We start from the raw sequence: 24,743 nt of genomic DNA on the forward strand, positions 1-24,743 counted from the left end.
AAGTGCCGGCCGCCGGTAAGCGCCGCCAGTTTGATCATGCCGACCGGTGCGACGTTTGCGGCAACGAGCCCGCCCCGCTAGAGGGGCACGGTCTTGCGAAGGCTCTGCAGCATTCTTTCGCCATGGAACAGAACGGTTCAGGCGAGCATCACACAGCGGAACGGTATGCCGGCACGTTCCAGTAGAATGGCCTGAACTCGACAATCTTGCCCGACCGGACCTTGACCATCTGCGTCATCGGCAGGTCGAGCGTATCGCCGTGTTTCCGGGACCGGGTCACCAGCCGACACAGGATGATGACGATGTCATCGGCGGTGAGAAAGCGCGCGTCCCTCACCTCCAACTGGTCGAAAGCGTCGCTCATCGTCCGCGCCCACTCCTCATAGCCGGCGTGACCGCGATACTCGCCGCCCCAGGGAAGGTCCGGCGACTGGTGCAGCACGACCTGAGGATCGAGCGTGTCCGCCATGTGCCTGAAGCTGGCGCCACCGCTCGCGCCGCCGGCGTTCATGTAGGCGTTCTCCGCCTCGTGGAAACGCTGGATGACGGCAATGGGCTCGGCAGCGACGATATCCACGTCCCGAGACCTGTCCCGCTCGTTCGCCTTCAGGCCGGTCGGGGCGATGTAATCGGCGCGGAGCGGTTCGAACACCGTCATTTCACGTGGCGCGCGCAGCAGATCCGGCAGCCGCGCTTCGTAGTCAGCGCGGTAGGGCCGCTTCAACTGGACGGAGAAGAAGTCATCCCGATCCATCCAGGTCTCGTGCAGCATGAACAGGCCCGGATCGTCAGCGCTGCGATGCAGCACCGTATTAACGAACGTCGGCTCGTGCCGCATTGCGTCGATGACCTCATTGATGAGGGCCAGACACTCGTGCTCGCAGCCTGGCTTGACGGGTATGGTAACGAGCAGAACGAACCGGTCATCCTTCATGCTGATCTTCTCGCAAGATGTTCAGCCAAACGGCCGCAAACCCCGGCAGGTTTCAAGCGACGACCTCGCCGCCGTCCAGATCGCTGCGGAATATCGCGGTTCCGCCGGTGCGGAAGGTCGACGCCGTGCCAAAGGTGTCCTCCATGAACTGCATGTAGGTCACCTTGCCATCGCGAACCTTCGCGAGGATCGAGAAGGGCGAGGTGATCGCCTTGCCGATCGTGGACGACCGGTAGGTGAAGCTGCCGAAGACCGCGACGTTCTCGCCCGACCCAAATATTTCGCGGATCTCGAAGGCCTCATTGGTCCAGTAGCGGCCCACCCGCATGTAGGTATCGAGTACAGCCTCCGGCCCCATGCGGGTCCCGGTCCATGGCATGATCTTCTTCAGCTCCGGATTGTCGTAGTTCAGCGAAACGTAGGTCGCGTCCGGGGCAACCAGGCGTCCGACGACATCAGGGTTGGTGGGATCGTCCAGGATCGCCCTGACGACATCAATGGGTGACTTGTCCATCATTGTACTCAAATACTTTGGGGCCAGTGGAACGCTCTGTGCTCATACCTTATTCTTGAATGGAGCGCGACAGCGCCGCATTCTTGTGCTGTCGACCTTCGGGTCAAGCCGAAGTGCAGGCCGCACTCCGCATCTATGCGGTTCTATTGCACAGACAAAGGCGCGGATGGCGGGCGACCGATCACAAACAAGTCGGCTGGTATCAGATCGGTGCGGCACGGCTTTGCGACGGTGCTGCGTCGGTGAAGTTCTTGACGTCGGCCATGACACGCTCAGTCAGCGGCGAGCCAAGTGCGGCGCCGATCGCTGCCTCGTTTCGGAACCCGCATACCGCGACCGCGATCGTGCCCGCGCCGTCGCCGTGCGGAAAGAAGGCGGCAACGATCTCGAGCCCGTGCGGGCTCCAAGCCTGACGCACCAGCGGCAGGTGGGTGCTGACGTAGTAGTCGCGATCGAAGCGCGTGCTTGCGTCGCCGGGGTAGGTCACGAAAACCATTTCCATAATGTGCTCCTTTAGTAACGGTCTGTAGCGGCGACGGGTTCGACCAGCTCTTAACCTTGATGGTGGAGCGTGTAGTCGGCGATTCCCGACCAATCCTTGTCACCCATCCCCGCCTCGATCGCCTCGGTCATGCGCGTGCGCACCGCATCCAGCATTGGCAGTTGCTTTGCCGCCTTCTCAGCGGCGGCGGTGGCAAGCCTCAGGTCTTTCAAGCCTAGATGCATCCGGAAACCGGCCTGGTAATCGCCTTTCATGATCTTCGTGCTGTAAGTCTCGTATGACCGGCCCGAGAATAGCGTATTCAGGATCAGATCGAAAAAAGCTTCCGGCGCCAAGCCGTTGCTGCTTGTCAGGACAACCGCCTCCGCCATCGCTTCGATCGCCATTGTGATCATCATGTTGCCGGCGATCTTGGCGGCATTTGCCTGCTTCGGATCCTCACCGAGCACCCACGTCTTCCTGCCGAGGACGTCGAGCAGAGGACGCACCTTGTCGACAGCGCCATTTTCTCCGGCAACCATGATATTGAGCTGCCCCGCCTCAGCGACATCCGGTCGGCCGAACACGGGCGCCGAGATATAGCCGATACCAGCCTCGATATGCCTTGCGCGAAGTTCATCGGCGAAGTCGACCGAGATGGTCGATGTCACCACGTGAACGACGTCGCGGCGCGCGCCTTGAAGAACCTGCGACGACAGCAGCACCCCGCGGATCGCGGTGTCATCGGAGAGCATTGTGAAAACGACATCCGCCTGGAACGCGTCGATCGGTGAAGACACCATTTCCACGCCGTCGATTGCTTTGGCGGCATCCGACGAGCGGTTCCACGCGCGAACTTTATGGCCAGCCTTCACGATGTTGCGCGCCATCGCGCTGCCCATCCTGCCAAGTCCGATGAACCCAACGTCCATTATGTGCTTCCTTGACCATGTTGCGATAGATGTTGTCGTTTGTTTACGAGAACAAAGGATTGAGACCGTCACCCACGACGATGACATCGATCTCGAAAACCTTGTTCCCCCGACGGCTGATCCGCGAGCAGGTGTCGAAAACGGCACCCGGCCCAGCTTGGGTGCCGGTCGGACGCATGATCCTCTTCAGGTGTGGATTGCCGTTGCCAGACTAGACGCAGTCCGGCGTCACGCGGCGCCGGGCTTGAAATCGGTGGAGCGGCTGACCTCCTGCCATTCGACCATCTCGGCCTTCAGGGCGGCAAGCTTGTCGTCGAGCATCTTGAGCGCAGCCTTGCCGAGAAGCAGATGGACGGGCGGGTTCTCAGCGGCGACCACCTTGAGCATCGCCTCAGCCGCCTTTCTGGGATCGCCTGGCTGCTGGCCGGAATAGCCCTCGCGGTTCCTGCGCACCGGTGCGAACACCTCGTCATAATCAGGGATCGAACGTTTGGCACGGACCATCGAGCTACCGGCCCAGGCGGTGCGGAACGGGCCGGGTTCGATCGCGGTCACGTGGATGCCGAAGCCCTTCACTTCCTGCGCGAGCGTCTCGTTAATGCCCTCCAGCGCAAACTTGCTGCCGTGGTAGAAGCCGAGGCCTGGCGTGGTGCTCAAGCCACCCACCGAAGTCATGTTGATGATGTGCCCGGTCCGGCGCTGGCGCATGTAGGGCAGGACCGCCTTGATCATGGCGACCGCCCCGAACACGTTGACGTCGAACTGGTGTTTGAGCGCGTCGAGCGAGGATTCCTCGATCGGCCCCTCATGGCCATAGCCTGCGTTGTTGATGAGGACGTCGATCGGTCCGACCTTTTTCTCGACGCGCTCGACGGCGTCCGGGATCGCGGCGAAATCGGTTACGTCGAGCACGATGGCCAGAGCCGCGTGGCTATCGAGCGCCTCAAAGGCCGAGGCGGCCTCGGCCGTGCGAACGGTGCCCGCGACCTTGTGCCCGGCGTTCAGCGCCGCCTCCGCAAATGCGCGGCCGAAACCGCTGCTCACGCCGGTGATCAGGAAGGTTTTCGACATGTCATTCTGCTCATTCTGTATATGAACCTCAGAGTGGGGCTCCACGATCATGCGGCCCAAGGACGGCGGCCGCGCCGGCGCCCGTGCATCATCTCGCCGTGTAACCTCCGTCCACCGCGAAGGCCGCGCCGTTCACGAAGCTGGCTTCGTCCGATAGCAGCCACTTCACCGCGTGACCGATCTCCTCGGGCTGACCGAACCGGCCGATGGAGTGCCTGGCCAATGCGGCATCATAAAAATCCTTGAAGTCGGGGTTTTTCACGAGGTCATCGATCATGGGCGTCATGACCATGCCAGGCAGCACGGCATTCACGCGCACACCGGTCTTGGCCGCCTCGCACGACGCCGCTCGGGTCGCACCGATCACGCCATGCTTGGACGCCGCGTATTCGGTGGCGAACGGCATGCCGACGGCGCCAATGTTCGACGCGTTATTGACGATCGCCCCGCCGCCCGACGTCTGCATGGCCTTGATTTCGTACTTCATGCAGAGGAAGACGCCCTTGAGGTTGACATCGAGCACGGCGTCCCATTCGGCGGCTTCGAGGTCCGCAGTAGGTTTGTTGCGCATGTTGACGCCGGCGTTGTTGAAGGCGCCGTCCAACCGCCCGTGCTCGGAGAGTGCCCGGTCGACCATCGCGATGACGTCGGCCTCCTTGGTCACGTCTGCCTGGAGCGCGGTTGCGACGCCACCCGCGCCGCGGATTTCCGTGGCCGCCTGCTCAATCCTTGGGGCATCGCGGCCGGTGACTATAAGCCGAGCGCCAACGTGGGCGAGGATGCGTGATGTGGCGCGCCCGATCCCGGAGTCCGCGCCGGTGACGACGATCACCTTGTCCTTCAGCAGCACCGGACACCTCCGTGGATCGGGTTGCAGCCGGCCGCCGCCGAATAGCAGAGCACGTTGATCAACCTGCCGTCAGGATCGCGCATCATCGTTGATCGCAGGCCGTCCAGGGACAGCGGCTGCAATTTCCACGCAAGAATGGCCTGCTCGCCCTCCGAATACGATGTGACCGCCCCGATGTCATCGAAACGAATGACGATCGCCTTCAGGCCGCTGGCATCTAAATGCGACCCCGGAATCATATCCGGAGCCCGCGGTGTGCCGCGCCGTGAGAACAGTTCCACCTGCAGTCCGGGTCGCCGCAGGATCAGGAGGTCAGCCTGTAACGGCTCGATAACTGCGCGGTGTTCTGGCGTAAACCCGAAGCCGCGCCCATACCAATCCGCCGAGCTATCGATGTCGGTGACCGACATCGCGACGTTGTCAGAGGTTATGTCGGTCGCGCTGCTCATCGGATATCGATCCCCGAGGTTTCAGCCATGAACTCGTCCCTTGCTCATTCGGCGCACTCAATATGATGCAGGTCCGCGACGCGGGCCGGAACCGACTCGGCTGCCGTGGTGTGTACCTGCCGTTGGTCAAAGCGATCACAAGCATTTACCCGCTACTGGCGACCCGGTTCCGGCTTCCGCAATTCATCGAGTCAATTCAGCAAGACATCGATTATCCCGTTTGACGTGCTGTCGCTCCGGTCCACTCGTGCCGCTGGCGCCCACGCGCATAGTTACCTTGACTTTGGCAAAGCATCAGCGTGGAATTTCAGTCATCAAGGGGCGACCTGACCTGCCAATGGAGGACTAAACGATGGTGCGAGTTTTGGCTGATGCGCGGATTGGCCGGTTAAAGCGTTCGCTCCTCGGGGCTGGTTTACTGAGTTTCGGATTGACCGTATCGCCGGTCGTTCAAGGTGCCCTGGCCGCCGAACCGGGAGTGACGGCGACCGAGATCAAAATCGGCAACACAATGCCCTATAGCGGTCCGGCTTCGGCCTATGGCGTGGAGGGCAAGGCCGAGGCGGCGTTTTTCAAGATGGTCAACGATCAGGGCGGCGTCGCCGGCCACAAGATCAACTTCATCTCCTACGACGATGGCTATAGTCCGCCCAGGACGGTCGAGCAGGTTCGCCGCCTGATCGAAGAAGATCAGGTCGCGTTTCTGTTCAATACCCTCGGCACGCCCAGCAATACGGCGATCGAGCGGTACACCAACATGAAAAAGGTGCCGGTATTGCTGGTCGCCACGGGGGCGAACAAGTGGGGCAACTACAAGCAGTATCCGTGGACCATCGGCTACCAGCCCAGCTACCGTACCGAAGCGCAAATCTACACGAAATACATGTTGGCGCATGATCCGCAGGCGAAGCTGGCTATCCTTTATCAGAACGATGATTTCGGCAAGGATTACCTGTCCGGGGTAAAGGATGTTCTCGGCGACAAGTACAACAGCATCGTGATCAAGCAAGCCAGCTACGAGACGTCAGACGCAACGGTCGACAGCCAATTGACCTCATTGCAAGGATCAGGCGCGGACTACCTGCTGGTGGCGGCGACACCGAAATTCGCCGCTCAGGCGATCAAGAAGGTGCATGACCTTGGCTGGCACCCGACGTTCTTCATGTCGAACGTGTCGATCTCGGTCGGCTCGGTCATGACTCCGGCCGGACCAGAGAACGGCATCGGCATCATTACCACCGCCTACATGAAGGACCCGACCGATCCGGCGTTCAAGAACGATCCGGGAATGAATGAGTGGCGAGCGTTCATGGCGAAATATATGCCGGACGGTGACCTGACCGATGGCAACCTCAGCTATGCCTACGGCGTGAGCATGGTGATGCTGGATATACTCAAGCAGTGCAATGGCGACTTCTCTCGCGCCAACGTCATGAAGCAGGTGACCAACCTGCACGATCCCTACGATCCGGTTCTGCTGCCGGGAATCAAGGTGGAAACCAGTCCCACCAACTACCATCCGATCCGGGCAATGCAGTTGGAGAAGTGGACAGGCAAGACGTGGGACCGGTTTGGCGACCTCATTGAGGGGTCCGGCTCGTCGTAACCTGTCCTGCCAAGGTTGCGGGAGTCTTGGGCCGTGGCACCGGGCTTGACTTTGGCGGCCTGATCAGGGCACCGCACTTCGAGGTTAAGCCAAGTGACGACAGCGGAAGAAACACTCCATTTCTCAAAAGCAAGCCTGCTGTGCAGGCATTCCCTGCCGTCCACCGTCATGGCGACCAGCCGCGAGAATAGTTGGACTTCAGTACTCGTTGACCACCATCGGGTCGATCCTGGTGACGAACCCTTCGAGACTCGCCCTACACCCGACCAGACAATCGTCGTGATGACGCGGGGCGAGCAGGAGATCGAATCGTTCAACGCCGGGACCTGGCGGCATGCGATCTATCGAGCTGGAACCATCGGCATGACGCCGACCGGCGAAATCGACCGCCTGCGCCGGCGCATGCGGAAGGCCGTGCCGTTTGAAAAAGCGAATCTATACATCCCCCAAGGCTTCTTCGACGAAGCCGCCGATCACTATCGGCACGTTGGTCATCGCTGGCGCGGGAATTCATTAACGGCGCTCGCGTTCAACGATCCATTAATTGCGCAGACGGTCTTCGCATTGTTGCGGGGCATGGAAGCTGGCGCGCCTGATCTGTATGCGCAAACAGCCATGCAGTGGCTCTCGATCCATCTGCTTTCCGCCCATGGTTCCTGGCTCGACATGCAGGAGGATCGACGGGATCCAGGCGTGATCGCTGACAAGCGGCTGGCAAGAGTTGTTGAATATATAAGCGCGAATTTCGCCGAACCGCTGGCGCTGGACGATCTCGCGGGCGAAGCGGGAGTCAGCAAATTCCACTTCACGCGATTGTTCCGCGAAAGGACGGGAGCCACCCCGCACGCCTTCCTCGTTCAGATCAGGATGACGGCGGCGCGACGCATGCTGATGACCACTGACCTGAGCGTGGCGGAGATCGCGGCGCGTTGCGGCTTCGTTCGACCAGCCCATTTCGGGACCGCATTCACAAGGCGCTTTGGCATGTCGCCGACAGCGTTTCGAAGTCAGCCGCGCGGCTAGAACCGGTGACTCCTGATTGGAGCGCGGACCTGCCTGTGAACCATTGCGGCCCGCTGTGCGTTGCAGGTCCATCATGGCCAAGGAACGCGACGATGTTGACCAGGACCGCGATCTACGAGGGAACGGTGCAGGCTGGCCGGGAGGAAGAATTCTTCAGCCGCGTGCGGGATGAACTCGAGCCTCTCTGGCAGCGGTTTCCGAACGTGACCGCAGTCCGGGTCCAGCGCATGAAGTCGGCCGATCAGGACGCTCGGCCGATCGCAATGATCCTGGAGATGGACTTTCCTGACATGGCGGCGATCGATGCCTGCCTCGCCTCATCCATCCGGCCTGAATCGCACGCGGCCACCGTTGAGGTGATGAAGCTGTTCGACGGGCGGTTCTATCATCTGGTCACGGAGGCAAGGGTGCTGCCGCCTGCTGCGTAACCTGTGTGACCTATGGGCAACCCAGTGATTAGGTGTGCGCCTCGTAATGTTTCGGAGCATTGCGGCGCACCTCTGAGGATTTGTCATTGAGATCAGTCCGACCTGTGACCTGATCGCCTCTATTCAAACCCAAAAGACTTTATGCCTGTCTGCGATCATCGCATCCACCTTCCGGCCAGAGAGCATGGTCCGGCGGCCAAGAACCAGGGCCATGACAATCATAGTCAAGCCCACAAGAACGAGCGGCACGACAACTAACAGATCCTGCATTATCGCATCTTTCCTAACCCGCCAGTTGCCATGATGCCTTCAACTAGCCTAGCAGGATGTCGCGCGCCTGATTGATCCGCGCGGCGATCCAGTCGGAGCCGCCGACGTCCGGGTGCGCCGCTCGCATCAAGCGGATATGCGCCTCGCGGATAGACGCCGCCGAAGCGCCGGGTCGGAGTCCTAGAACCTCATACGCCTCCTCCCGCGTCATGGGACCGCCGCGCGGCCGGCTGGCGGACTGCGGGCCAGGGCCGGCGGGGCCCCCGCCAACGCGACCGCCGCGGGCCTGCTGGAATTTCTGCCATAGCAATGGCCCAAACATGGCCAATGCACCGAGTGCCATGCCGCCGCGCCCGGAGAGGATCAGCAGCAGGGCGAGACTAAGGCCGCCCAAGGCGGCGATCCACGCGGTCAACGCCTTGATAGAGGTGACCGAAGCCTGCTCGAACGCGCGCAGCCCGCCCAGGAAAGCGAACAGCACCACCGCGCCGATCAGCAGCCAGAGCATGGATCAGGCCGGGCCGGAGAGCCTGGGGCTCTGCGCCTGCGCTTCAACCACCGCCAGGGCGCTCAGGTTGACGATGCCGCGCGCCGTGACGCTGGGCACCACGACATGGATCGGCTTGGACATGCCCAGCAGGATCGGCCCGACCGGCAGCCCATCGGCGGCGGCCTTGAGCACATTGAAGGCGATATGCGCGGCGTCCAGATTGGGCATGATCAGCAGGTTGGCGCTGCCGCTCAGGCGGCTGTCGGGCACCGCCCGATCGCGGATCACCTGGACCAGGGCGGCGTCGGCGTGCATCTCCCCATCGATTTCCAGACCTGGCGCACGGGCCCGGATCATCGCCAGGGACCGGCGCATCTTGCGGGCGGATTCGCTGTCGCTGGCGCCGAAGTTGGAATGCGACAGCAGGGCGGCCTTCGGATGCAGGCCGAACGCGTGCATCGCTTCGGCCGCCAGCAGCGTCATCTCGGTAATCTGCTCCGCAGTTGGATCGACCACCATGAAGGTGTCACACAGGAACAGCACGCCGGTCTGCAGGATCAGGCAGGACAGGGCATAGACGCGGTTGACGTCCGACCGGCGCGGGATGATCGGCAGGATATACTGGATCTGCCGCCACCAGGCACCGGTGCCGCCACAGATCGCCGCGTCCGCCTGGCCGGCGTGCAGCAGCATCGCCGCGGCGACGGAAGGCCGAGTGGAGACCCGCCGGGCGGCGGATTCGGGCGGGGTGCCGCGACGGCCGGCGACAAGCTGGTAGCGTGGGATCAACGGGTCGAAGATGTCCCGGTCCGCCGCCGGGTCCAGCACGCGCACCGCGTGGCCAAGATCGAGGCGCAAGCCCATGTCCTTGACCTTGGCGGCGATCACGTCGCGCCGGCCGAGCAGAATGGGGCGAGCAATGTCGTCGTCCACCAAGGTCTGGGCGGCGCGCAGCACCCGCTCATCCTCGCCTTCGGCAAAGACGATGCGCCTGGGATCGCGGGAGGCGGCCTCGAACACCGGACGCATCACGGTGCCGGAGCGGAAGACGAAGCGTTCCAGTTCGCTCTTGTAGATCTGGAAGTCCTCGATCGGGCGGCGGGCGACGCCGCTCGACATCGCGGCACGCGCCACGGCGGGGGCGACCTCCAGGATCAGGCGCGGGTCGAATGGCTTGGGGATGATGTAGTCCGGACCAAACACTGGCGCGTTGCCGCCGTAGGCGGCGGCGACGACTTCGCTGGCCTCGGCGCGGGCCAGCCTGGCGATGGCCTCCACGGCGGCGATCTTCATGGCCTCGTTGATCGTGGTCGCCCAGACGTCCAGCGCGCCGCGGAAGATGAACGGAAAGCACAGGACGTTGTTGACCTGGTTGGCGTAGTCGCTGCGGCCGGTGGCGATGATCGCGTCGGGACGAGCGGCGCTGACCAGGTCGGGGTCGATCTCCGGCTCTGGATTGGCCAGCGCGAGGATCAGCGGCTTGTCGGCCAGCAGCGGCAGCCACTCCGGCTTCAGCACCCGCGGCGCCGACAGGCCCATGAAGATGTCGCAGCCGGGCAGCGCGTCGTGCAGGGTGACGGCATTGGTATCGCGGGCGTAACGGGCCATGTTGGGCAGCATGTCGGTCCGGTCGCGGCGGACGACGCCCTTGATGTCGGTCAGGGTCACGTTCTCCGGGCGCAGACCCATGGATACCAGCAGATCGACGCAGGCCAGCGCCGCGGCGCCGGCGCCGGAGGTCACCAGCCGGACGTCGGACAGCTCCTTGCCTTGCAGCAGCAGGCCGTTGCGCACGGCGGCGGCGACGGTGATGGCGGTGCCGTGCTGGTCGTCGTGGAATACCGGGATGCGCATGCGCGCGCGCAGCTCCGCCTCGATGGCGAAGCATTCCGGCGCCTTGATGTCTTCCAGGTTGATCGCGCCGAAGGTCGGTTCCAGCGCCGCCACCACGTCGCAGAAGCGGGCCGGGTCCTCGGCATCGACCTCGATGTCGAAGACGTCGATGCCGGCGAACTTCTTGAACAGGACGGCCTTGCCTTCCATCACCGGCTTGCCGGCCAGCGCGCCGATGTTGCCAAGCCCGAGCACGGCGGTGCCGTTGGAGATGACGGCGACCAGGTTGCCGCGGACGGTGTAGTCATAGGCGGCGTTCGGATCGGCCTTGATCGCCTCGCAGGCGGCGGCGACACCGGGGGAGTAGGCCAGTGCCAGGTCGCGCTGCGTCGCCATGCGCTTGGTCGGCTCGATGGCCAGTTTCCCTGGCTGGGGAAGCCGGTGGTAATCAAGTGCGGCCTTACGGAAATCCTCGTCCATTCGTGTCTCGCCAAGATCCGGTTAGAGACGTGCAACATGCGGGGCGGACGCGGCGGTGGCAACCAAGGATTGGATTTTCTTGATGAGGTGGACAGAAAGAATTTTCTTTCTTGTTTTATGGTCTTTCGTGAGGTTTGGCCTAATTGCCATTTCTAATCTTGCGATTTTTAGAAAAATACCCTCTTTGAGGCTTCCGACTCCACGACCATCCGTTCCAAGGCGCTCCGTTTCGATGGTTTTTCCCGGCTTGACAGCCCCGCGGTTCGATCCAGGCTCGGTGTGGCTGGTCGGCGCCGGACCTGGCGATCCTGGCTTGCTGACGCTGCACGCGGCGCACGCGCTGGCGGCCGCGGATGTGGTGGTGCACGACGCGCTGGTGCCGGATGCGATCCTGATGCTCGCCCCGCAAGCGCGCCATGAACGGGCTGGCAAGCGCGCCGGCGGTGTGCGTACCCAGCAGCTTCACATCAACGACCGGCTAATCCAGTTGGCCCGCCAGGGGCTGCGCGTGGTGCGGCTGAAGGGCGGCGATCCGATGATCTTCGGCCGTGGTGGAGAGGAAGCGGTGGCGCTCGCCGCAGCCGGCATCGCGTTCCGGATCGTCCCCGGCATCAGCGCCGGCATCGGCGGCACCGCCGCGGCCGGCATCCCGCTGACGCATCGCCAGCTTGCCCGCAGCGTCGCCTTCGCCACCGGGCATGATTCCAGCGGCAATCTGGCCGATGTCGATTGGCTGGCGCTGTCGCGCGGGTCAGAGGTGCTGGTCTTCTACATGGCACAGCGCCGGATCGGCCAGATCGCGGCGCGCCTGATTGAAGCCGGACGCGCGCCGTCCGATGTGGTGGCGTTGATCAGCAATGCGACCCGGCCAGACCAGGACGTACGGATCGCGACGCTGCAAACCGCCGGTGACGCTGTTGCCGGCATTCCGGCGGGCGCCGCGACATTGATTGTTGTCGGACCCGTCATCGCGCTGCGCCCGCTGCTGACGGAGTGGCAACAGACAACGCCGATGACGATGGCGGCGGACCCTTCCGCGCCGGTTCGGGCAAAAAGCTAAAGGACACGCCATGCAGATCTCTCCCTTGCTGCCAAGCACCGCCCCGTTCGCCGAAGAGCAGATCGCCGCGCTCAATCAAGTGATCTCGGTGACGACGGCGGAGCAGCGTAGCTGGCTATCGGGCTTCCTGGCCGGACTGAAGGCGGCCAACGATCCGCAGGCGGCGGTCCCGGCCGCGCCGCCTGCCCGCCGCGCGCCGCTGACCATTCTGTACGGCACCGAATCGGGTAATGCCGAGGCTTTGGCCGCACAGGTCCGCAAGATCGCCGCCAGGCTCGGCTTCGCGCCCAAGGTGGTCGACATGGCCGACCTCAGTCCCACCCAGGCGGCGGTCGAGAACCTGCTGATTATCGCCAGCACCTGGGGCGAGGGCGACCCGCCGCAACGCGCAGTGGATTTTTACGAAGCCCTGATGGCGGATGGCGCGCCGAGGTTCGACAAGACCCGGTACGCCGTCCTGGCCTTGGGCGACCGCGCCTATGCCCAGTTCTGCGAGATCGGCAGGCGCATCGATGAACGCTTGACCGCGCTGGGGGGCGCCCGTATCGCCGACCGGATCGAATGCGACCTGGATTACGAAACGCCAGCCACTGGCTGGATCGAGCAGACGCTGGAGCGGCTGACCGCCGAGGTTGGCTTGAAGGATGCCGGCGCCTCCGTCATCCATGTCGACTTCGCACGCCCTGGACTTGACCCGGCGGCGGTTGATCCGCCGACGCGGGCACGCCCGTTCGAGGCCGAAATCACCGAGCATGTGCGGTTGTCAGGCAGCCGATCGACCTCCCGGACCTATCATGTCGCACTGTCGCTGGAAGGCTCCGCCATTGCCTACGAGCCGGGAGATTCGCTTGGCGTGCTGCCGTCCAATGACCCTGCGCTGGCCGACGCGGTGCTGGCCGCGGCCGGGCTGTCCGGCGATGCCATTCTGCGCGGGGCGTTGATCAACCGGCTGGACATCACGACGCTGACGACCAGGCAGGCCGAGAATTTTGTCAGGCTGACCGAGATACCGACGCCGCCGGCGGACTGGGTTGCCGGGCGGCAGATCATCGACCTGCTGGAGCTGGCTCCCGGAAGGATATCGACCGAGCAGTTGACCACGCTGCTACGGCCGCTGCCGCCGCGCTACTACTCGATTGCCTCCAGCCGCAAGGCGGTGGGCGAGGAAGCGCATGTGCTGGTCGCGGCGCTGCATTATGCCGCGCATGGACGGCAGCGCGGGGGCGTGGCTTCGGTCGACATCGCCGAACGCCACCAGGACGGTGACAGCCTGAAGGTGTTCCTGCGTCCCAATCCGCATTTCCGACTGCCGATCGATACGGATCGCCCGGTCATCATGATCGGACCCGGCACCGGCGTGGCACCATTCCGCGGCTTTCTGCAGGAACGCGAGGCCGTTGGCGCCGGCGGCCGCAACTGGCTTGTGTTCGGCCATCGCAATTACCTGCACGACTTCCTGTACCAGCTTGAATGGCAGGATTGGCTCAAGAGCGGCCTGCTGACTCGGCTGGATGTCGCGTTCTCCCGCGATCAGCCGGAGAAGCGGTATGTGCAGGACACGCTGTGGGATGCGCGCCACGATTTGCACGCGTGGCTGAAGGACGGGGCGGCGCTTTATGTCTGCGGCGACGCCAATGCGATGGCCAAGGACGTGCATACGATGCTGCTGCGCATCCTGGCCGACCAGGGCCGGCAGGACCCAGCCGCGGCGAAGGCCGAACTGGACGCAATTCGCCGCGACGGCCGTTATCTGCGCGACGTGTATTGAGGATTCTCCGACATGGACATCGAACGGCCGCTTTCACCGAACGAGCGCATCAAGCAAAACAGCGACCTGCTGCGCGGCACGATCGCCGAGGGGTTGACGCATGTGGCGACCGGCGCGCTGGCGGATGACGACACGCAACTGACGAAGTTCCATGGGTTCTACCAGCAGGATGATCGCGACCTGCGCGCCGAACGCGGCAAGCAGCGCATGGAGAAGGCGTTCAGCTTCATGGCGCGGATGCGGGTGCCCGCCGGTATCCTGACGCCCGCGCAATGGCTGGCGGTCGACAGGATCGCGCGGGAGCGCGCGAACGGCACGATTCGGCTGACGACGCGGGAGACGGTGCAGTTCCACGGCATTCTGAAGGGCAACATCCGTCCGCTGATGCAGGGGCTGCACGACGCCATGCTGGACACCATCGCAGCCTGCGGCGACGTCAACCGCAACGTGATCGCGACCGCCGATCCGTGGCGACGGGCGCATCATGCGACGGTCAGCGAACTGGCGCGCGCGATCTCCCTGCATCTGCTGCCGCGTACCCGCGCCTGGCATGAGATCTGGCTAGGCGAGGAAAAGCTCGCCGGCGGCGTGGTGGAAGACGAGCCGATCCTTGGGCGGACCTACCTGCCGCGCAAATTCAAGATCGCCATCGCGCTGCCGCCGCACAACGATGTGGACGTGTTCGCGCATGACCTTGGGTTCATCGCGATCGTGCGGCAGGATCGGATCATCGGCTACAACGTGGTGGTCGGCGGTGGCATGGGCATGACGCATGGCGAGATCGAGACCTATCCGCGCACCGGCGATGTGATCGGCTTCTGCCAAGCCCAGGACGCGCTGGCGGTGGCCGAAGCGGTCGTCACCGTGCAGCGCGACCATGGCGATCGCGCCAACCGCAAGCACGCGCGGCTGAAGTACACCATCGATGCAATGGGGCTCGATCAGTTCGTTGCGATCCTGCATGAACGGCTGGCGGTTCCGCTGGAACCGGCGCAACCGTTCGCGTTCGAATCCACCGGTGACCGGCTGACCTGGGCGCTGGACGCTGACGGCACCGCGCATTTCACATTGTTCGTCGAGAACGGGCGTATTCGCGACCTGCCGGGGCGGGCGTTGCTGACTGGTTTGCACGCCATCGCCGAGCTCGACGTTGGGCGGTTCATCATGACGCCAAACCAGAATTTGATTGTCGCCGACATTCCGGCGACACGGCGCGGCGATGTTGAGGCGCTGCTGGCGGCACACAGACTGGACATCCCGGTCAGCGGACTGCGGCGCAACGCCATGGCCTGCGTCGCGCTGCCGACCTGCGGCCTGGCGCTAGCGGAGAGCGAACGTTATTTACCCGATTTGATAACCCGATTGGAAGATGAGCTTGAACGTTCCGGTCTACGCGACGATGATATCACCATCCGCATGACCGGCTGCCCGAACGGTTGCGCTCGGCCTTACATCTCCGAGATTGGCTTGGTGGGTCGGACGCCCGGTATCTATAATCTGTATCTTGGCGGCGCGCATGAAGGCGTCCGGCTGAACAAGCTGCACCGCCGCGATGTGGATGGCGATGCGATCGTCGCCGCGCTGTCGTCACTGTTCGGGTCGTTCGCGCGGGAGCGGCGGCATGGTGAACGCTTCGGCGACTACGTGATCCGTGCCGGCATCGTGCGCGAAACCGCGGCCGGTCTGGATTTTCATGAAAACCTGTCATCCGAGGCCCGCTTACCTGAAGCAAGGAACTGAACGATGCGTGCTGTGCGTGTCCTGACCGGCGGCCCAGGTTCTTCCGCCGACCGGCCCTGGCTTCCCGGACTGCCGCATGCAACGGCCGGGATCGCGACCTATTTCGCGTTTGGTGCACAGGCCTGCGTGACCGGCTTGCTGCTCGCGACATTGGCCAGCTTCGTGATTTACCTGCCGATGACAGCCCTGACGCTGAATGGCGGACGCGCGCTGGCGCCGGATGCGCCGGCGCCGGTTTTGACAGCACGGGCCGTGATCCTGCTGCTGGCGCTGTGGACGCTGACGGCCTGGGCTGGCGCTGCGCTGGCGGCGGCGGCAAGCTGAAAGGAACCGACGCGTCCAAGGTTGCATCAGTAGCGACGCCAGAAGCGGAACGTCGTGATGGCTGGTGACAACGTGGCAAATCGACCGGGTGGCAAATCAACGGGGTGGCTCATGCGAGGAGAGGCCACCCGCCATGACGTTGTCAACGTGATGCATCGGGATCAACGACACATTTATCGATGAGCAAACGCTTGGACCGTGTGCCACGGCTGTCTCGTGAAGCGCACGAGCGCGCGATGTCGTTGTTCTGACACAATGTTGCCATCGGTCAGACAGGACGCCTCCCCACATCCAGGCCGTCGCCGGATGAAGCCTCATCTGGCTGGAGGGATCGGACGTGAAACATACTCTCAAAGTCATACTCGCGACTGCTGCATGTGGCCTGCTGATCGCAACGGCGTCGCCCGCCGAGGCCAAAGGTTGCCTGAAGGGCGCGGTCGTCGGCGGCGCTGCCGGACATCTGGCGGGTCACGGCGTGTTAGGCGCAGCGGGCGGATGCGCCGTTGGACATCATGAGGCTAATAAGGCTGAACGGAACAACACCGCAAGTCAGTCACAACCTGCGCCGGGGTCTACTCAAAATCACGCACAATAGGTCTTGAGACTGGGCCGATCAAACCAGGATTGCGTTGTGTCGGTGAAAGATACGTTGCCGTAGCGTTTTTCGCACGATATCTGAACAGTGCCTGACGGCCTTCAGGCACGAACGTAGATCGAATTGGAGACAGGACATGGACAAAGGGATATCCGGCTTCATCGGGGCCGTGAGTGCGCTCGCGGTGGCCGGTTCCACGCAAGCGGCGACTGTTCGCCCCGTCAGGCTCGACGCTGAAATGCAGGCAAGTTCATATTCCGACCTGTTGAAGCCGATCCCGAACGCACTCGCGTTGCTTAAAGCACGGGCCGAAGCCGCCTCTCAGGCGCCGAGTAGTCATGAACGAGCAACGGTTCAGCAGGTGCAATACCATCACCATCATCACCACCACCATCACCACCATCACCACCACCATCATGACTATGATTGATTAGCCGTCCGCTCCTGGGTGATCGGTCAGGAAATCGCGTAGGGGCGTCTGTCCTGTGACTGCCGCGGGCTGCTGGAAGGCTACTTCTCCCTGGCACTTCTGGCGGCCCCGAAGATGCGGCGGTAGGTGCCGTCAAACACGGTATCCGACGCGGAGATCCATTGCGTGTCGGCCGAGAGGGTGCTGCGGCTCGCATAGATCCGCTGGGATTGCAGCTCACGCTCGGCCGCTTCTTCCTCCGTCATCTCGATGAGGTCGAACCTTGTCTCGGCCTGCACGATCGTCACCTGGATAAATGGTTCGCCAGGCCGGAAGATGTGGGTCTGACCTTCAGCCGGCGCCTTGAAGACAACAAAGAAGACCATTGGCCACCAGTGCTGGAGCACGGCCGGTACTGCAATCGGTACGGTCCCCGTGCGATCGGTATAGAAGCGGGGGTGGGTTTCGGTCTTGATGGCGAAATCCTTCTCGACCTTGAGATCAATGAGGATCTGATAGGTATAGTAGGCCTTGCCGAAGCTGCGGAACGGCGGTCGCCTCGCATCCGGCTCCGGCGCATCGCCGAAATCTCCCTCGAAGCGGAGCAGCCCATCTCTCACCGTGACGCGCAATTCGTTGTCGTACGGATAGCATAGCTCCAGGCCCGCCCTGGCAGCCTCGGAGAACGGAATGCAGTGCCAGGGGTATTCATGAGAACCGTTGGCTCTTGGCTCGGATTCGCCGGCCCAGCCTGGAACCTCCAGTCGGGTCCGGCGCGGCCGCAGGTTTGGGTTGAGTGATCTGTATTTCACTGTCGGCATTCGGATCCACCTCGCCCTTGAATGACCTCCGGCGGAGCGACCATAACTTCGCCGGTAATGTTGCCTCGGTTGAAGCCTGATACAGCTTGCAGCCGACAGATCCATAACAACAGATTGCCGCCGAAGGTCCCATGATGCATTGCGGTGACGATCAATCACTGCCTCCGCGGCCGACGTTGCGGTCCCGCTACACCCGATCCAGCCGTTACGCACTGCTGCGTCGCATGCTTAATACCGATGGCCTTGGATGTTGACCGGTCAGCGTGGCGACCTCAACCGTCATGGCGGGCGAAGCCCTCCCTCGCGTGCTCGGTCGCCCGCCATCCACGCCTTTGTATGTGCAAAGAAAAGGCGTGGATGCCGACCTGCGTCGGCATGACGAGGTGGCGTCGCCAATGTGTCACTTCCTGCGCCAGTTGTTGGGGTGGACGGCCCCACGGCATCGCGTGCCAAAGTTGGGTTGTCATAGCTCCAACAAGAGGACCGTCCAGATGAAGCTTAAGCGCATTGCCATTGATACCTCCAAGCATGTTTTCACGCTGCACGGCGTCGATGAGCAGGAACATCCTGTTGTGCGCAGGAATCTCAGGCGCGCAGAAATGGAAACCTTCTTTGGCAAGCTTCCCAGCACCGAGGTGATCATGGAGGCGTGCGGCGGCGCGCATCATTGGGGGCGCTTGCTGGCCCGGCTGGGCCATACGGTGCGCCTGATACCGGCTCAGTACGTCAAGCCGTTCGTCAAGCGCGCCAAAAACGATCGCGCCGATGCCGAAGCGATCAATGACGCGGCGTCGCGCCCTGGCATGGCCTCGGTGCCGGTCAAGAGCGCCGAGCGGCAAGCCGCGCTGGTCATTCTGCGCCACCGTGAGATGCTGGTCGGCCAACGCACTCAATTAATAAACGCCCTGCGCGGGCATGCCACCGAGTTCGGCGTCATTGCCGGCAAAGGCACGGCGCATGTCCAACCGTTGCTGGACAGGCTGGGTGCCGAGACGGCGATCCCAGCGGCGGCACGGACGATGTTTGGTAAGCGTCGCGTTCGGCCCACCTGGCGCTGACGGCTGAAAATGTGATGGGTTTGTCTCATGGAGACGAACGCGAACCCAGCCGCGATGCCTGCGGCGCCAAAGAGCGCTCATACGAGCAGTCATAAGAGCGCTCGCACGCCGCCGGTCGAGTTGATTACCCGCGGTGAGCGGCGCCGACGCTGGACGGTTGAGCAGAAGCAGACGATCGCGGCGCAGAGCCTGGCGCCTGGTGCGTCACCGACCGAGGTGGCGCGTCAGCACGGCATCGGCACCGGTCAACTTTATAGCTGGCGACAGGCCTTGCTGGCGGCGCAGCCGAGTGTCGCGGCGCCGATGCTTGGACGCTTTGCCCGGGTTGAAGTGGCGGCTGGCAGGACAATGCCGCACGTCGAAGGCAGCATGATCCCGGCGCCGACGCCACCCCCTACATCGGCCCAACCGGCCGGTCTGATCGAGATCGTTCTGCCGAACGGCACGACGTTGCGTGTGGACGCGCAAGTCGATCCCCGTGCCTTGCGACGCGTGCTGTCGGCGCTGCGCGGATGATCAGCTTGCCATTGGGTGCGCGGGTGTGGCTGGCCTGCGGGCACACCGATATGCGCAAAGGGATGGATGGCTTGGCGATGCTGGCCCAGCAGGTGCTGGCGGAGGACCCGTTCAGCGGCGCCTTGTTCGCCTTCCGCGGCAAGCGCGGTAGTCTGGTCAAGCTGCTTTGGTATGATGGTCAGGGCCTGTGCCTGTTCAGCAAACGGCTGGAGAAGGGCCACTTCGTGTGGCCGGTGACGACCACTGGGCGGGTGTCGCTGACGGCTGCACAGGTGTCGATGCTGCTGGAAGGGATTGACTGGCGGATGCCGCAGCGGGTGCGCCGCCCGGAACTGGCAGGCTGAGCGCGGCGGCTCACGCAGGATTCATTGGCGCCGCTTTGCGCCGATACTCCAGCCTCCGAGCGTGTTCACCGCTCCCACCGCTCTACCCGGCGATCCGGCGACGTTGCAGCTGATCCTGCGCGCCGCGCTGGCCGAGATCGAGCGGCTGCAACTGCTAATCGCCGGCCTGCAACGCAATCGGTTTGGCCGCCGGTCCGAGCAGTTGGACGACGAGACATTGCAGCATGGACTGGAAGACCTGGAGCAATCCCTGGCCGAGCAGGCAGCCGGGTTGGAAGCGGCGATACCGCCGCCAGCGGTGGCGGCGTCGGATGCCGAACCAGTGGCGCGTCCGATAAAGCCGCCGCAGCGCAACCGCGGCGCGTTGCCGGCACATCTGCCGCGGGTTGAGGTCGTTATCGATGTCGAAGACAAGGCGTGTCCCTGCTGCGGCGGCACGCTGCATCCGATCGGTGAGGATCGGGCGGAGATGCTGGATTACGTTCCTGCCCAATTGCGGGTGCGGGTGATCCGCCGTCCGCGCTATGGCTGCCGGGCCTGCGAGCAAGCCGTCGTGCAGGCGCCCGCCCCGGAGCGGCCGATCGATGGTGGCATGGCCACCGAGGCGCTGCTGGCGCATGTGCTGGTCAACAAATATGCCGATCATCTGCCGCTGTATCGCCAGTCGCAGATCTTCGCCCGTCAGGGTGTGACGCTGGATCGTTCGACGTTATGCAACTGGGTGGGCCGGGCCTGCTGGTGGCTGGCCCCGCTGCACGAACTGATGCTGAGCACGGTACTGTCGTCGCCCAAAGTGTTTGCCGATGATACCACTTTGCCGGTGCTCGACCCCGGCCGGGGACGCACCAAGACCGGACGGTTATGGTGCTATGCCGTCGACAATCGCTCCTGGCAGGGGCCGGGCCATTCCGCCGCGGCTTACGTCTACAGCGAAGACCGCAAGGCGGATCATCCGGCGGTGCATCTAAAGGGATTCCGCGGTCTGCTCCAGGTCGATGGCTATGCCGGGTTCGGCCGTCTAGTCGCCGCGACCGCGGACGGCGCAACCCAACTGGCTTTCTGTTGGGCTCATACACGCCGAAAGTTTTACGACATCCATATCGCTACCAAATCACCGCTCGCCGAAGAGGCACTGCGGCAGATTGCGGCTCTTTATGCGATCGAGGCCAACATTCGCGGCCAGTCCGCCGACGAACGCCGCCAGGCACGGCAACAGCACAGCCGCCCGCTTGTTGCGGCCATGTACATCTGGCTGAACGAGCAACTTGGCCGCATATCGGGTCGCTCCGCCCTGGCACAGGCGATCCGTTATGCGCTCAACCATTGGGGCGGGTTAATTCTGTTCCTCGACGACGGCCGCATCGAGTTGGATACCAACACGGTCGAGCGCGCCATGCGTCCGGTTGCCCTCGGACGCAAGAATGCGTTGTTCGCCGGAGCCGATAGCGGTGGGCGGCATTGGGCCATCGTCGCCACGTTGATCCAGACGGCGAAGCTGAATGACGTCGATCCCATGGCGTGGTTGACCGATGTGCTCGAACGCATCGTGTCAGGCCGCACCAAGCAGAACCAACTACGCAGCCTGCTGCCGTGGATTTGGAAGAATCCTGATCCAGTTGGTGTCAACACGGGATAGCATCAAAACACCAGTGGAGTTGGCACGACGCTTACGATGTTTGTGCGCATCGGCGAGCAGATCGCAGAGCTTGACCGCCAGATTGGCGAACTCGATGCCGAGTTGCTCGCCCAGCACAAGGCCAACCCGGTCAGCCGCATGCTGGCTGAGGTGCCCGGCATTGGCCCGGTCACCGCCATCACCCTGGCACTCGCCATTGATAGCCAGGACTTCGCCTCCGCGCGCCACTTCGCGGCCTGGCTTGGCCTCACGCCGAAGGAGCACTCGACGGGCGGCAAGCAGCGCATGGGCCGCATCAGCAAAGCCGGCAATGAACGGTTGCGCAGCTTGTTCGTGGTGGGCGCCACCGCGGTGATCCAGCATGTCAGGCCAGGCAGGCCAAACACCTCCACCTGGCTGCTGGCGTTGCTCGCGCGCAAGCCAAAGAAGCTGGCTGCGGTGGCGCTGGCCAACAAGACAGCCCGCATCGTGTGGGCGATGATGTCGCGCGGCGAGGCCTACCGGCATCAGCCGGCTACCGCCTAGCCGCAGCGGCTGCCGGGGTTCAAGGCCAACAGCAAGATGACCAACGGTCGCACCGACAAGCGAGAAATGCCGTTTATACCTGTGGCCGAACCAGGCCGCGCGGTTGTTTGGCACTCGCTTGCGGATCCCATCTGGGCCAGCGGTCATGCGACCGCGCCAACAGGCCGGACACATGACCGCATGCGACCCTCAGCTCATCCTGTGCATAGCCGTCTTGAACCCAAGGGGCCGTCCACACATGGTATAAGTCCGTCGCATTCGCACGCAGGCACGACCGGCGCGCCAGCGAACGCAGACGGCAGGTACGAAATCGGATACGAACGGCTCGCTTGAATGGTATCCAGTTGGGCCTCTCAGGCCACGGTGTCCGGCGTCAGGTATTCACCAGCACATTCTCCGGCCGCGGCGCGATTTCCCCGCGCTCGACCCGCAGCACCTGCCGCGTCAGCATCTCATGCGTCGGCGCTGGCACGCCGACCCGGGTGCCCTCGCTGGCGATGAAGCCGTTCATGAACTCGATCTCTGTGCGCCGGCCCTTTTCCATGTCCTGTGCCATGGACGGGCGCTGGTAATCGCTGCGCTCCGCCTGGCCAGCGCCGCCCTCGGTCATCAGCCGCTCGATCTCGGCGTAGGAGCCGGCGTCGTCTTCCATCGCACGTGCCAGCATCTCGAAGGGCAAGGCACCGACCTTGCCGAGCTTGTAGCCGAGTTTCTGGCCGACGCGGACGGATTCGCCGCCGAGCTGGATGCAGACGCGACGCACGGCGGCATGGTTGTCGCGCGCGTTGCCGCCCATGCCGGTCGCGGCCGACACGCCGTTGCGCATGCCGTTCACGCACAGCTTGGTCCAACGCTCGCCCCAGAGGTTGTCGGTGGCTTTCGCGGCATCAACGCTCGCCATGATCGCCGCGATCTGCTGTGACCGCCTAGTGATCCTGCCGCTGGGCTCGCCGATGTAGAATGATGTGATGTCGGCACGCTTTGCGTAGCCGCGACGAATATGCCCGGGCTGATACAGATCGACGCCAACGCCGCCGGTCACGATGCAACCGAGCGTGCGGCCCCAGCCAACGACTCCGGCGACGCGTTCCTCATTGATGCAATTCTGCATCGAAACCACGCAGCCCGAGGCCGACAGATATTGTCGGATCAAGGTCGTCGCCCACACGGTATCATACGACTTGACCGCAACGAACGCGATGTCGATTGGCTTCTGCTTCGCCAGGTTCTGCACCTCGGTGACATGCATGGCGTTGACCGGCACGGTCAGACGCTCTTGCGGCGTCATGCCGAAGATTTCCATGCCGTGCGCCTTCATCTGCTCGACATGCTCAGGCCAGGGATCGATCAGGGTGACGTCGTGGCCGGCCGCCGTCATGTGGGCACCCACATAGCCGCCGACAGCGCCGGCACCGATCACCGCAATACGCCTGGACATCGTCTGCTTCCCCCTTTTGATCGCGAATCGCTCTACAGTGAAACCACGCCGGCCAAAAGTCAGGCGCACTTCGGCATCCCGATCCGCCGCAACAGGACCTCAACCAGCAAGCCAGCATGAGAAACGGTGGAGACGAAAGTCAATCCGGCGGCCCAGGAGGCAGCGATCCTAGACGCGATCATCATCATCTTCGGCGCGGCGGTCCGCAAGGATGGAACGCCCAGCCCGACATTGCGCCACCGCGTCGAAGCCGCCGCCCGTTTCGGCCGACGATTCGCCCGCCCGCTGTTCATCCCGACCGGCGGCAAGGGCCGCCACGGCGACGCCGAGGCCATTGTGATGGCGCGCCTGCTGACCGAGGCTGGTTTCCCGGAGCAAGCGATCCTGACCGAGGAAACCGGCACCGATACGCTGTCATCGGTCCGCGCGGTGCGCCGTCTGCTACCGCCGGCCCTCGGCATCTACGCCGCGACCAGCGCCTATCACCTGCCACGCTGCCTGCTGCTGCTGCGCCTGGCCGGGATCCGCGCGCGCGCCTGTCCGCCGCCGCCGGTGCCAGCCTCGACCAGCCTGTGGCTGCGCTGGTTCTGGCGACTGCGGGAGACGGCTGCGCTGCCCTATGACGCGTTGCTGATGCTATGGCTACGCGTCACTGGAGGCGTATGATCCAGGGTCCAGTGGCCTGCTCATTCGCGAGCCGCGGCGCGGGATGCGGCGCGTCTCGGAGCAGGGAGCGCGTGATTCACGCCTTCTGGCTGGTCAGCCTCAGGCGTTCACGCGCTAACGCTCATGCTCATCCGTGTCGGTCTCGACCTCGATGTCGCCACTGATCGCGTCGGCATCGTCTTCCAGGTCGTCCGCGGCCTCCAGGACGTCTTCTTCCTCGACATCCTCGACGCCTTCCACTTCCACGTCCACGTCCTCCGGCGTTGGCACGGGCTTCTTGGGACGCTTGTCTTCCACGACATTGCCACCGGTGCGGCGCGGACGCGGCTGCTCGACCGGCTGTTCAGTGCCGCATTTGGGGCAGACAGCGGGCGATTTCGCCAGGTCGTAGAACCTTGTGTTGCACGACACGCAGACGCGCTTGGTGCCGAGTTCAGGCTTGGCCATAGGATGAAGGCCCTTTGCGACGTGTATTGGGCTAG

General features: G+C 63.5%; 25 protein-coding genes and 2 pseudogenes. 14 read left to right on the forward strand and 13 right to left on the reverse strand.

Features of this window, described 5'->3' with window-relative positions; all coding sequences use genetic code 11:
* Positions 1-148 precede the first annotated feature (148 nt).
* From ACQY4S_RS03695 to ACQY4S_RS03725, 7 genes are all read right to left on the reverse strand, one after another.
* The gene (locus tag ACQY4S_RS03695) at positions 149-934 is read right to left on the reverse strand and encodes an antibiotic biosynthesis monooxygenase (protein WP_428483847.1); all 786 of its coding nucleotides are present in this window, start codon (positions 932-934) and stop codon (positions 149-151) included.
* 52 nt (positions 935-986) lie between these two features.
* Entirely contained in the window at positions 987-1,451 is a 465-nt protein-coding gene (locus ACQY4S_RS03700; protein ID WP_428483848.1) for a nuclear transport factor 2 family protein, read from the reverse strand.
* A 199-nt stretch (positions 1,452-1,650) separates the two neighbouring features.
* The gene (locus ACQY4S_RS03705; protein WP_428483849.1) at positions 1,651-1,950 is read right to left on the reverse strand and encodes an EthD family reductase; all 300 of its coding nucleotides are present in this window, start codon (positions 1,948-1,950) and stop codon (positions 1,651-1,653) included.
* A 50-nt stretch (positions 1,951-2,000) separates the two neighbouring features.
* Positions 2,001-2,948, reverse strand: a complete 948-nt coding sequence (locus ACQY4S_RS03710) for an NAD(P)-dependent oxidoreductase (RefSeq protein ID WP_428483850.1) — start codon at positions 2,946-2,948, stop codon at positions 2,001-2,003.
* A 141-nt stretch (positions 2,949-3,089) separates the two neighbouring features.
* Positions 3,090-3,932 (reverse strand): oxidoreductase, encoded by an 843-nt coding sequence (locus ACQY4S_RS03715; protein ID WP_428483851.1) that lies wholly within the window; start codon positions 3,930-3,932, stop codon positions 3,090-3,092.
* Between the two features lie 88 nt (positions 3,933-4,020).
* Complete coding sequence (locus tag ACQY4S_RS03720) at positions 4,021-4,782, reverse strand: SDR family NAD(P)-dependent oxidoreductase (RefSeq protein WP_428483852.1); 762 nt, start codon at positions 4,780-4,782, stop codon at positions 4,021-4,023.
* Positions 4,773-5,231, reverse strand: a complete 459-nt coding sequence (locus ACQY4S_RS03725) for a VOC family protein (protein WP_428483853.1) — start codon at positions 5,229-5,231, stop codon at positions 4,773-4,775. The genes ACQY4S_RS03720 and ACQY4S_RS03725 overlap by 10 nt, the downstream gene beginning before the upstream one ends.
* 430 nt (positions 5,232-5,661) lie before the next feature.
* Between ACQY4S_RS03725 and ACQY4S_RS03730 the strand changes: the two genes are divergently transcribed.
* The 3 genes from ACQY4S_RS03730 (at position 5,662) to ACQY4S_RS03740 (ending at position 8,288) form a co-directional block, all read left to right on the forward strand.
* Positions 5,662-6,837 carry an ABC transporter substrate-binding protein gene (locus tag ACQY4S_RS03730; RefSeq protein ID WP_428483854.1) on the forward strand — a complete coding sequence of 392 codons (1,176 nt, stop codon included), beginning with the start codon at positions 5,662-5,664 and terminating at the stop codon, positions 6,835-6,837.
* A gap of 93 nt (positions 6,838-6,930) precedes the next feature.
* Complete coding sequence (locus ACQY4S_RS03735; RefSeq protein ID WP_428483855.1) at positions 6,931-7,860, forward strand: helix-turn-helix domain-containing protein; 930 nt, start codon at positions 6,931-6,933, stop codon at positions 7,858-7,860.
* A 92-nt stretch (positions 7,861-7,952) separates the two neighbouring features.
* Positions 7,953-8,288, forward strand: a complete 336-nt coding sequence (locus ACQY4S_RS03740; protein WP_428483856.1) for a hypothetical protein — start codon at positions 7,953-7,955, stop codon at positions 8,286-8,288.
* Positions 8,289-8,411: 123 nt separating this feature from the next.
* Here ACQY4S_RS03740 and ACQY4S_RS03745 read toward each other — a convergent pair whose 3' ends face one another.
* From ACQY4S_RS03745 to ACQY4S_RS03755, 3 genes are read right to left on the reverse strand one after another with little or no spacing between them, the layout of a single operon-like run.
* Positions 8,412-8,558: a hypothetical protein gene (locus tag ACQY4S_RS03745; protein ID WP_428483857.1), complete on the reverse strand. Its 147-nt coding sequence runs from the start codon at positions 8,556-8,558 to the stop codon at positions 8,412-8,414.
* A 43-nt stretch (positions 8,559-8,601) separates the two neighbouring features.
* Positions 8,602-9,066, reverse strand: coding sequence for a hypothetical protein (locus ACQY4S_RS03750; protein ID WP_428483858.1), 465 nt, complete (start codon positions 9,064-9,066; stop codon positions 8,602-8,604).
* Positions 9,067-9,069: 3 nt separating this feature from the next.
* The gene (locus ACQY4S_RS03755; RefSeq protein WP_428483859.1) at positions 9,070-11,361 is read right to left on the reverse strand and encodes an NADP-dependent malic enzyme; all 2,292 of its coding nucleotides are present in this window, start codon (positions 11,359-11,361) and stop codon (positions 9,070-9,072) included.
* A 232-nt stretch (positions 11,362-11,593) separates the two neighbouring features.
* Between ACQY4S_RS03755 and cobA the strand changes: the two genes are divergently transcribed.
* The 5 genes from cobA to ACQY4S_RS03780 all read left to right on the forward strand — a co-directional run bounded on the left by cobA (position 11,594) and on the right by ACQY4S_RS03780 (position 17,278).
* Positions 11,594-12,421, forward strand: a complete 828-nt coding sequence (gene cobA, locus ACQY4S_RS03760) for a uroporphyrinogen-III C-methyltransferase (protein ID WP_428483860.1) — start codon at positions 11,594-11,596, stop codon at positions 12,419-12,421.
* A 10-nt stretch (positions 12,422-12,431) separates the two neighbouring features.
* Positions 12,432-14,189: a diflavin oxidoreductase gene (locus ACQY4S_RS03765; RefSeq protein WP_428483861.1), complete on the forward strand. Its 1,758-nt coding sequence runs from the start codon at positions 12,432-12,434 to the stop codon at positions 14,187-14,189.
* Between the two features lie 12 nt (positions 14,190-14,201).
* The gene (locus ACQY4S_RS03770) at positions 14,202-15,929 is read left to right on the forward strand and encodes an NADPH-dependent assimilatory sulfite reductase hemoprotein subunit (protein WP_428483862.1); all 1,728 of its coding nucleotides are present in this window, start codon (positions 14,202-14,204) and stop codon (positions 15,927-15,929) included.
* 3 nt (positions 15,930-15,932) lie between these two features.
* Positions 15,933-16,253 carry a hypothetical protein gene (locus ACQY4S_RS03775; protein ID WP_428483863.1) on the forward strand — a complete coding sequence of 107 codons (321 nt, stop codon included), beginning with the start codon at positions 15,933-15,935 and terminating at the stop codon, positions 16,251-16,253.
* Between the two features lie 731 nt (positions 16,254-16,984).
* Complete coding sequence (locus tag ACQY4S_RS03780; protein WP_428483864.1) at positions 16,985-17,278, forward strand: hypothetical protein; 294 nt, start codon at positions 16,985-16,987, stop codon at positions 17,276-17,278.
* Positions 17,279-17,358: 80 nt separating this feature from the next.
* Here ACQY4S_RS03780 and ACQY4S_RS03785 read toward each other — a convergent pair whose 3' ends face one another.
* Positions 17,359-17,889, reverse strand: coding sequence for a hypothetical protein (locus tag ACQY4S_RS03785; protein ID WP_428483865.1), 531 nt, complete (start codon positions 17,887-17,889; stop codon positions 17,359-17,361).
* A 680-nt stretch (positions 17,890-18,569) separates the two neighbouring features.
* Here ACQY4S_RS03785 and ACQY4S_RS03790 point away from each other — a divergent pair.
* From ACQY4S_RS03790 to ACQY4S_RS03810, 5 genes and pseudogenes are all read left to right on the forward strand, one after another.
* Positions 18,570-19,103, forward strand: a pseudogene (locus ACQY4S_RS03790) (IS110 family transposase); the annotation flags it as partial.
* Positions 19,104-19,163: 60 nt separating this feature from the next.
* Positions 19,164-19,652 carry an IS66-like element accessory protein TnpA gene (gene tnpA / locus ACQY4S_RS03795; protein WP_428483619.1) on the forward strand — a complete coding sequence of 163 codons (489 nt, stop codon included), beginning with the start codon at positions 19,164-19,166 and terminating at the stop codon, positions 19,650-19,652.
* Positions 19,649-19,996 (forward strand): IS66 family insertion sequence element accessory protein TnpB, encoded by a 348-nt coding sequence (gene tnpB / locus ACQY4S_RS03800; protein ID WP_428483620.1) that lies wholly within the window; start codon positions 19,649-19,651, stop codon positions 19,994-19,996. The genes tnpA and tnpB overlap by 4 nt, the downstream gene beginning before the upstream one ends.
* 61 nt (positions 19,997-20,057) lie before the next feature.
* Positions 20,058-21,632, forward strand: a complete 1,575-nt coding sequence (gene tnpC, locus ACQY4S_RS03805) for an IS66 family transposase (protein WP_428483866.1) — start codon at positions 20,058-20,060, stop codon at positions 21,630-21,632.
* A 36-nt stretch (positions 21,633-21,668) separates the two neighbouring features.
* A pseudogene (locus tag ACQY4S_RS03810) lies at positions 21,669-22,157 on the forward strand (IS110 family transposase); the annotation flags it as partial.
* Between the two features lie 373 nt (positions 22,158-22,530).
* Here ACQY4S_RS03810 and ACQY4S_RS03815 read toward each other — a convergent pair.
* Complete coding sequence (locus ACQY4S_RS03815) at positions 22,531-23,595, reverse strand: ketopantoate reductase family protein (protein WP_428483867.1); 1,065 nt, start codon at positions 23,593-23,595, stop codon at positions 22,531-22,533.
* Between the two features lie 126 nt (positions 23,596-23,721).
* Here ACQY4S_RS03815 and ACQY4S_RS03820 point away from each other — a divergent pair, with 126 nt between their 5' ends.
* Positions 23,722-24,261, forward strand: a complete 540-nt coding sequence (locus ACQY4S_RS03820) for a YdcF family protein (RefSeq protein WP_428483868.1) — start codon at positions 23,722-23,724, stop codon at positions 24,259-24,261.
* Between the two features lie 114 nt (positions 24,262-24,375).
* On the opposite strand, the gene ACQY4S_RS03825 is transcribed toward ACQY4S_RS03820, so the two are convergent.
* Complete coding sequence (locus ACQY4S_RS03825) at positions 24,376-24,708, reverse strand: TIGR02300 family protein (protein WP_428483869.1); 333 nt, start codon at positions 24,706-24,708, stop codon at positions 24,376-24,378.
* Between the last annotated feature and the right edge of the window lie 35 nt (positions 24,709-24,743).

This window comes from Rhodopila sp. (assembly GCF_965276935.1).
Taxonomy (GTDB): domain Bacteria; phylum Pseudomonadota; class Alphaproteobacteria; order Acetobacterales; family Acetobacteraceae; genus Rhodopila.

Bases quoted from the DNA above. Each gene is read 5' to 3' on its own strand.
- ACQY4S_RS03695 (WP_428483847.1), bottom strand. From the start codon at position 934: ATGAAGGATGACCGGTTCGTTCTGCTCGTTACCATACCCGTCAAGCCA.
- ACQY4S_RS03700 (WP_428483848.1), bottom strand. From the start codon at position 1,451: ATGATGGACAAGTCACCCATTGATGTCGTCAGGGCGATCCTGGACGAT.
- ACQY4S_RS03705 (WP_428483849.1), bottom strand. From the start codon at position 1,950: ATGGAAATGGTTTTCGTGACCTACCCCGGCGACGCAAGCACGCGCTTC.
- ACQY4S_RS03710 (WP_428483850.1), bottom strand. From the start codon at position 2,948: ATGTCATCGTCGTGGGTGACGGTCTCAATCCTTTGTTCTCGTAAACAA.
- ACQY4S_RS03715 (WP_428483851.1), bottom strand. From the start codon at position 3,932: ATGTCGAAAACCTTCCTGATCACCGGCGTGAGCAGCGGTTTCGGCCGC.
- ACQY4S_RS03725 (WP_428483853.1), bottom strand. From the start codon at position 5,231: ATGAGCAGCGCGACCGACATAACCTCTGACAACGTCGCGATGTCGGTC.
- ACQY4S_RS03740 (WP_428483856.1), top strand. From the start codon at position 7,953: ATGTTGACCAGGACCGCGATCTACGAGGGAACGGTGCAGGCTGGCCGG.
- ACQY4S_RS03745 (WP_428483857.1), bottom strand. From the start codon at position 8,558: ATGCAGGATCTGTTAGTTGTCGTGCCGCTCGTTCTTGTGGGCTTGACT.
- ACQY4S_RS03750 (WP_428483858.1), bottom strand. From the start codon at position 9,066: ATGCTCTGGCTGCTGATCGGCGCGGTGGTGCTGTTCGCTTTCCTGGGC.
- ACQY4S_RS03755 (WP_428483859.1), bottom strand. From the start codon at position 11,361: ATGGACGAGGATTTCCGTAAGGCCGCACTTGATTACCACCGGCTTCCC.
- cobA (WP_428483860.1), top strand. From the start codon at position 11,594: ATGGTTTTTCCCGGCTTGACAGCCCCGCGGTTCGATCCAGGCTCGGTG.
- ACQY4S_RS03765 (WP_428483861.1), top strand. From the start codon at position 12,432: ATGCAGATCTCTCCCTTGCTGCCAAGCACCGCCCCGTTCGCCGAAGAG.
- ACQY4S_RS03770 (WP_428483862.1), top strand. From the start codon at position 14,202: ATGGACATCGAACGGCCGCTTTCACCGAACGAGCGCATCAAGCAAAAC.
- ACQY4S_RS03775 (WP_428483863.1), top strand. From the start codon at position 15,933: ATGCGTGCTGTGCGTGTCCTGACCGGCGGCCCAGGTTCTTCCGCCGAC.
- ACQY4S_RS03780 (WP_428483864.1), top strand. From the start codon at position 16,985: ATGGACAAAGGGATATCCGGCTTCATCGGGGCCGTGAGTGCGCTCGCG.
- tnpA (WP_428483619.1), top strand. From the start codon at position 19,164: ATGGAGACGAACGCGAACCCAGCCGCGATGCCTGCGGCGCCAAAGAGC.
- tnpB (WP_428483620.1), top strand. From the start codon at position 19,649: ATGATCAGCTTGCCATTGGGTGCGCGGGTGTGGCTGGCCTGCGGGCAC.
- ACQY4S_RS03815 (WP_428483867.1), bottom strand. From the start codon at position 23,595: ATGTCCAGGCGTATTGCGGTGATCGGTGCCGGCGCTGTCGGCGGCTAT.
- ACQY4S_RS03825 (WP_428483869.1), bottom strand. From the start codon at position 24,708: ATGGCCAAGCCTGAACTCGGCACCAAGCGCGTCTGCGTGTCGTGCAAC.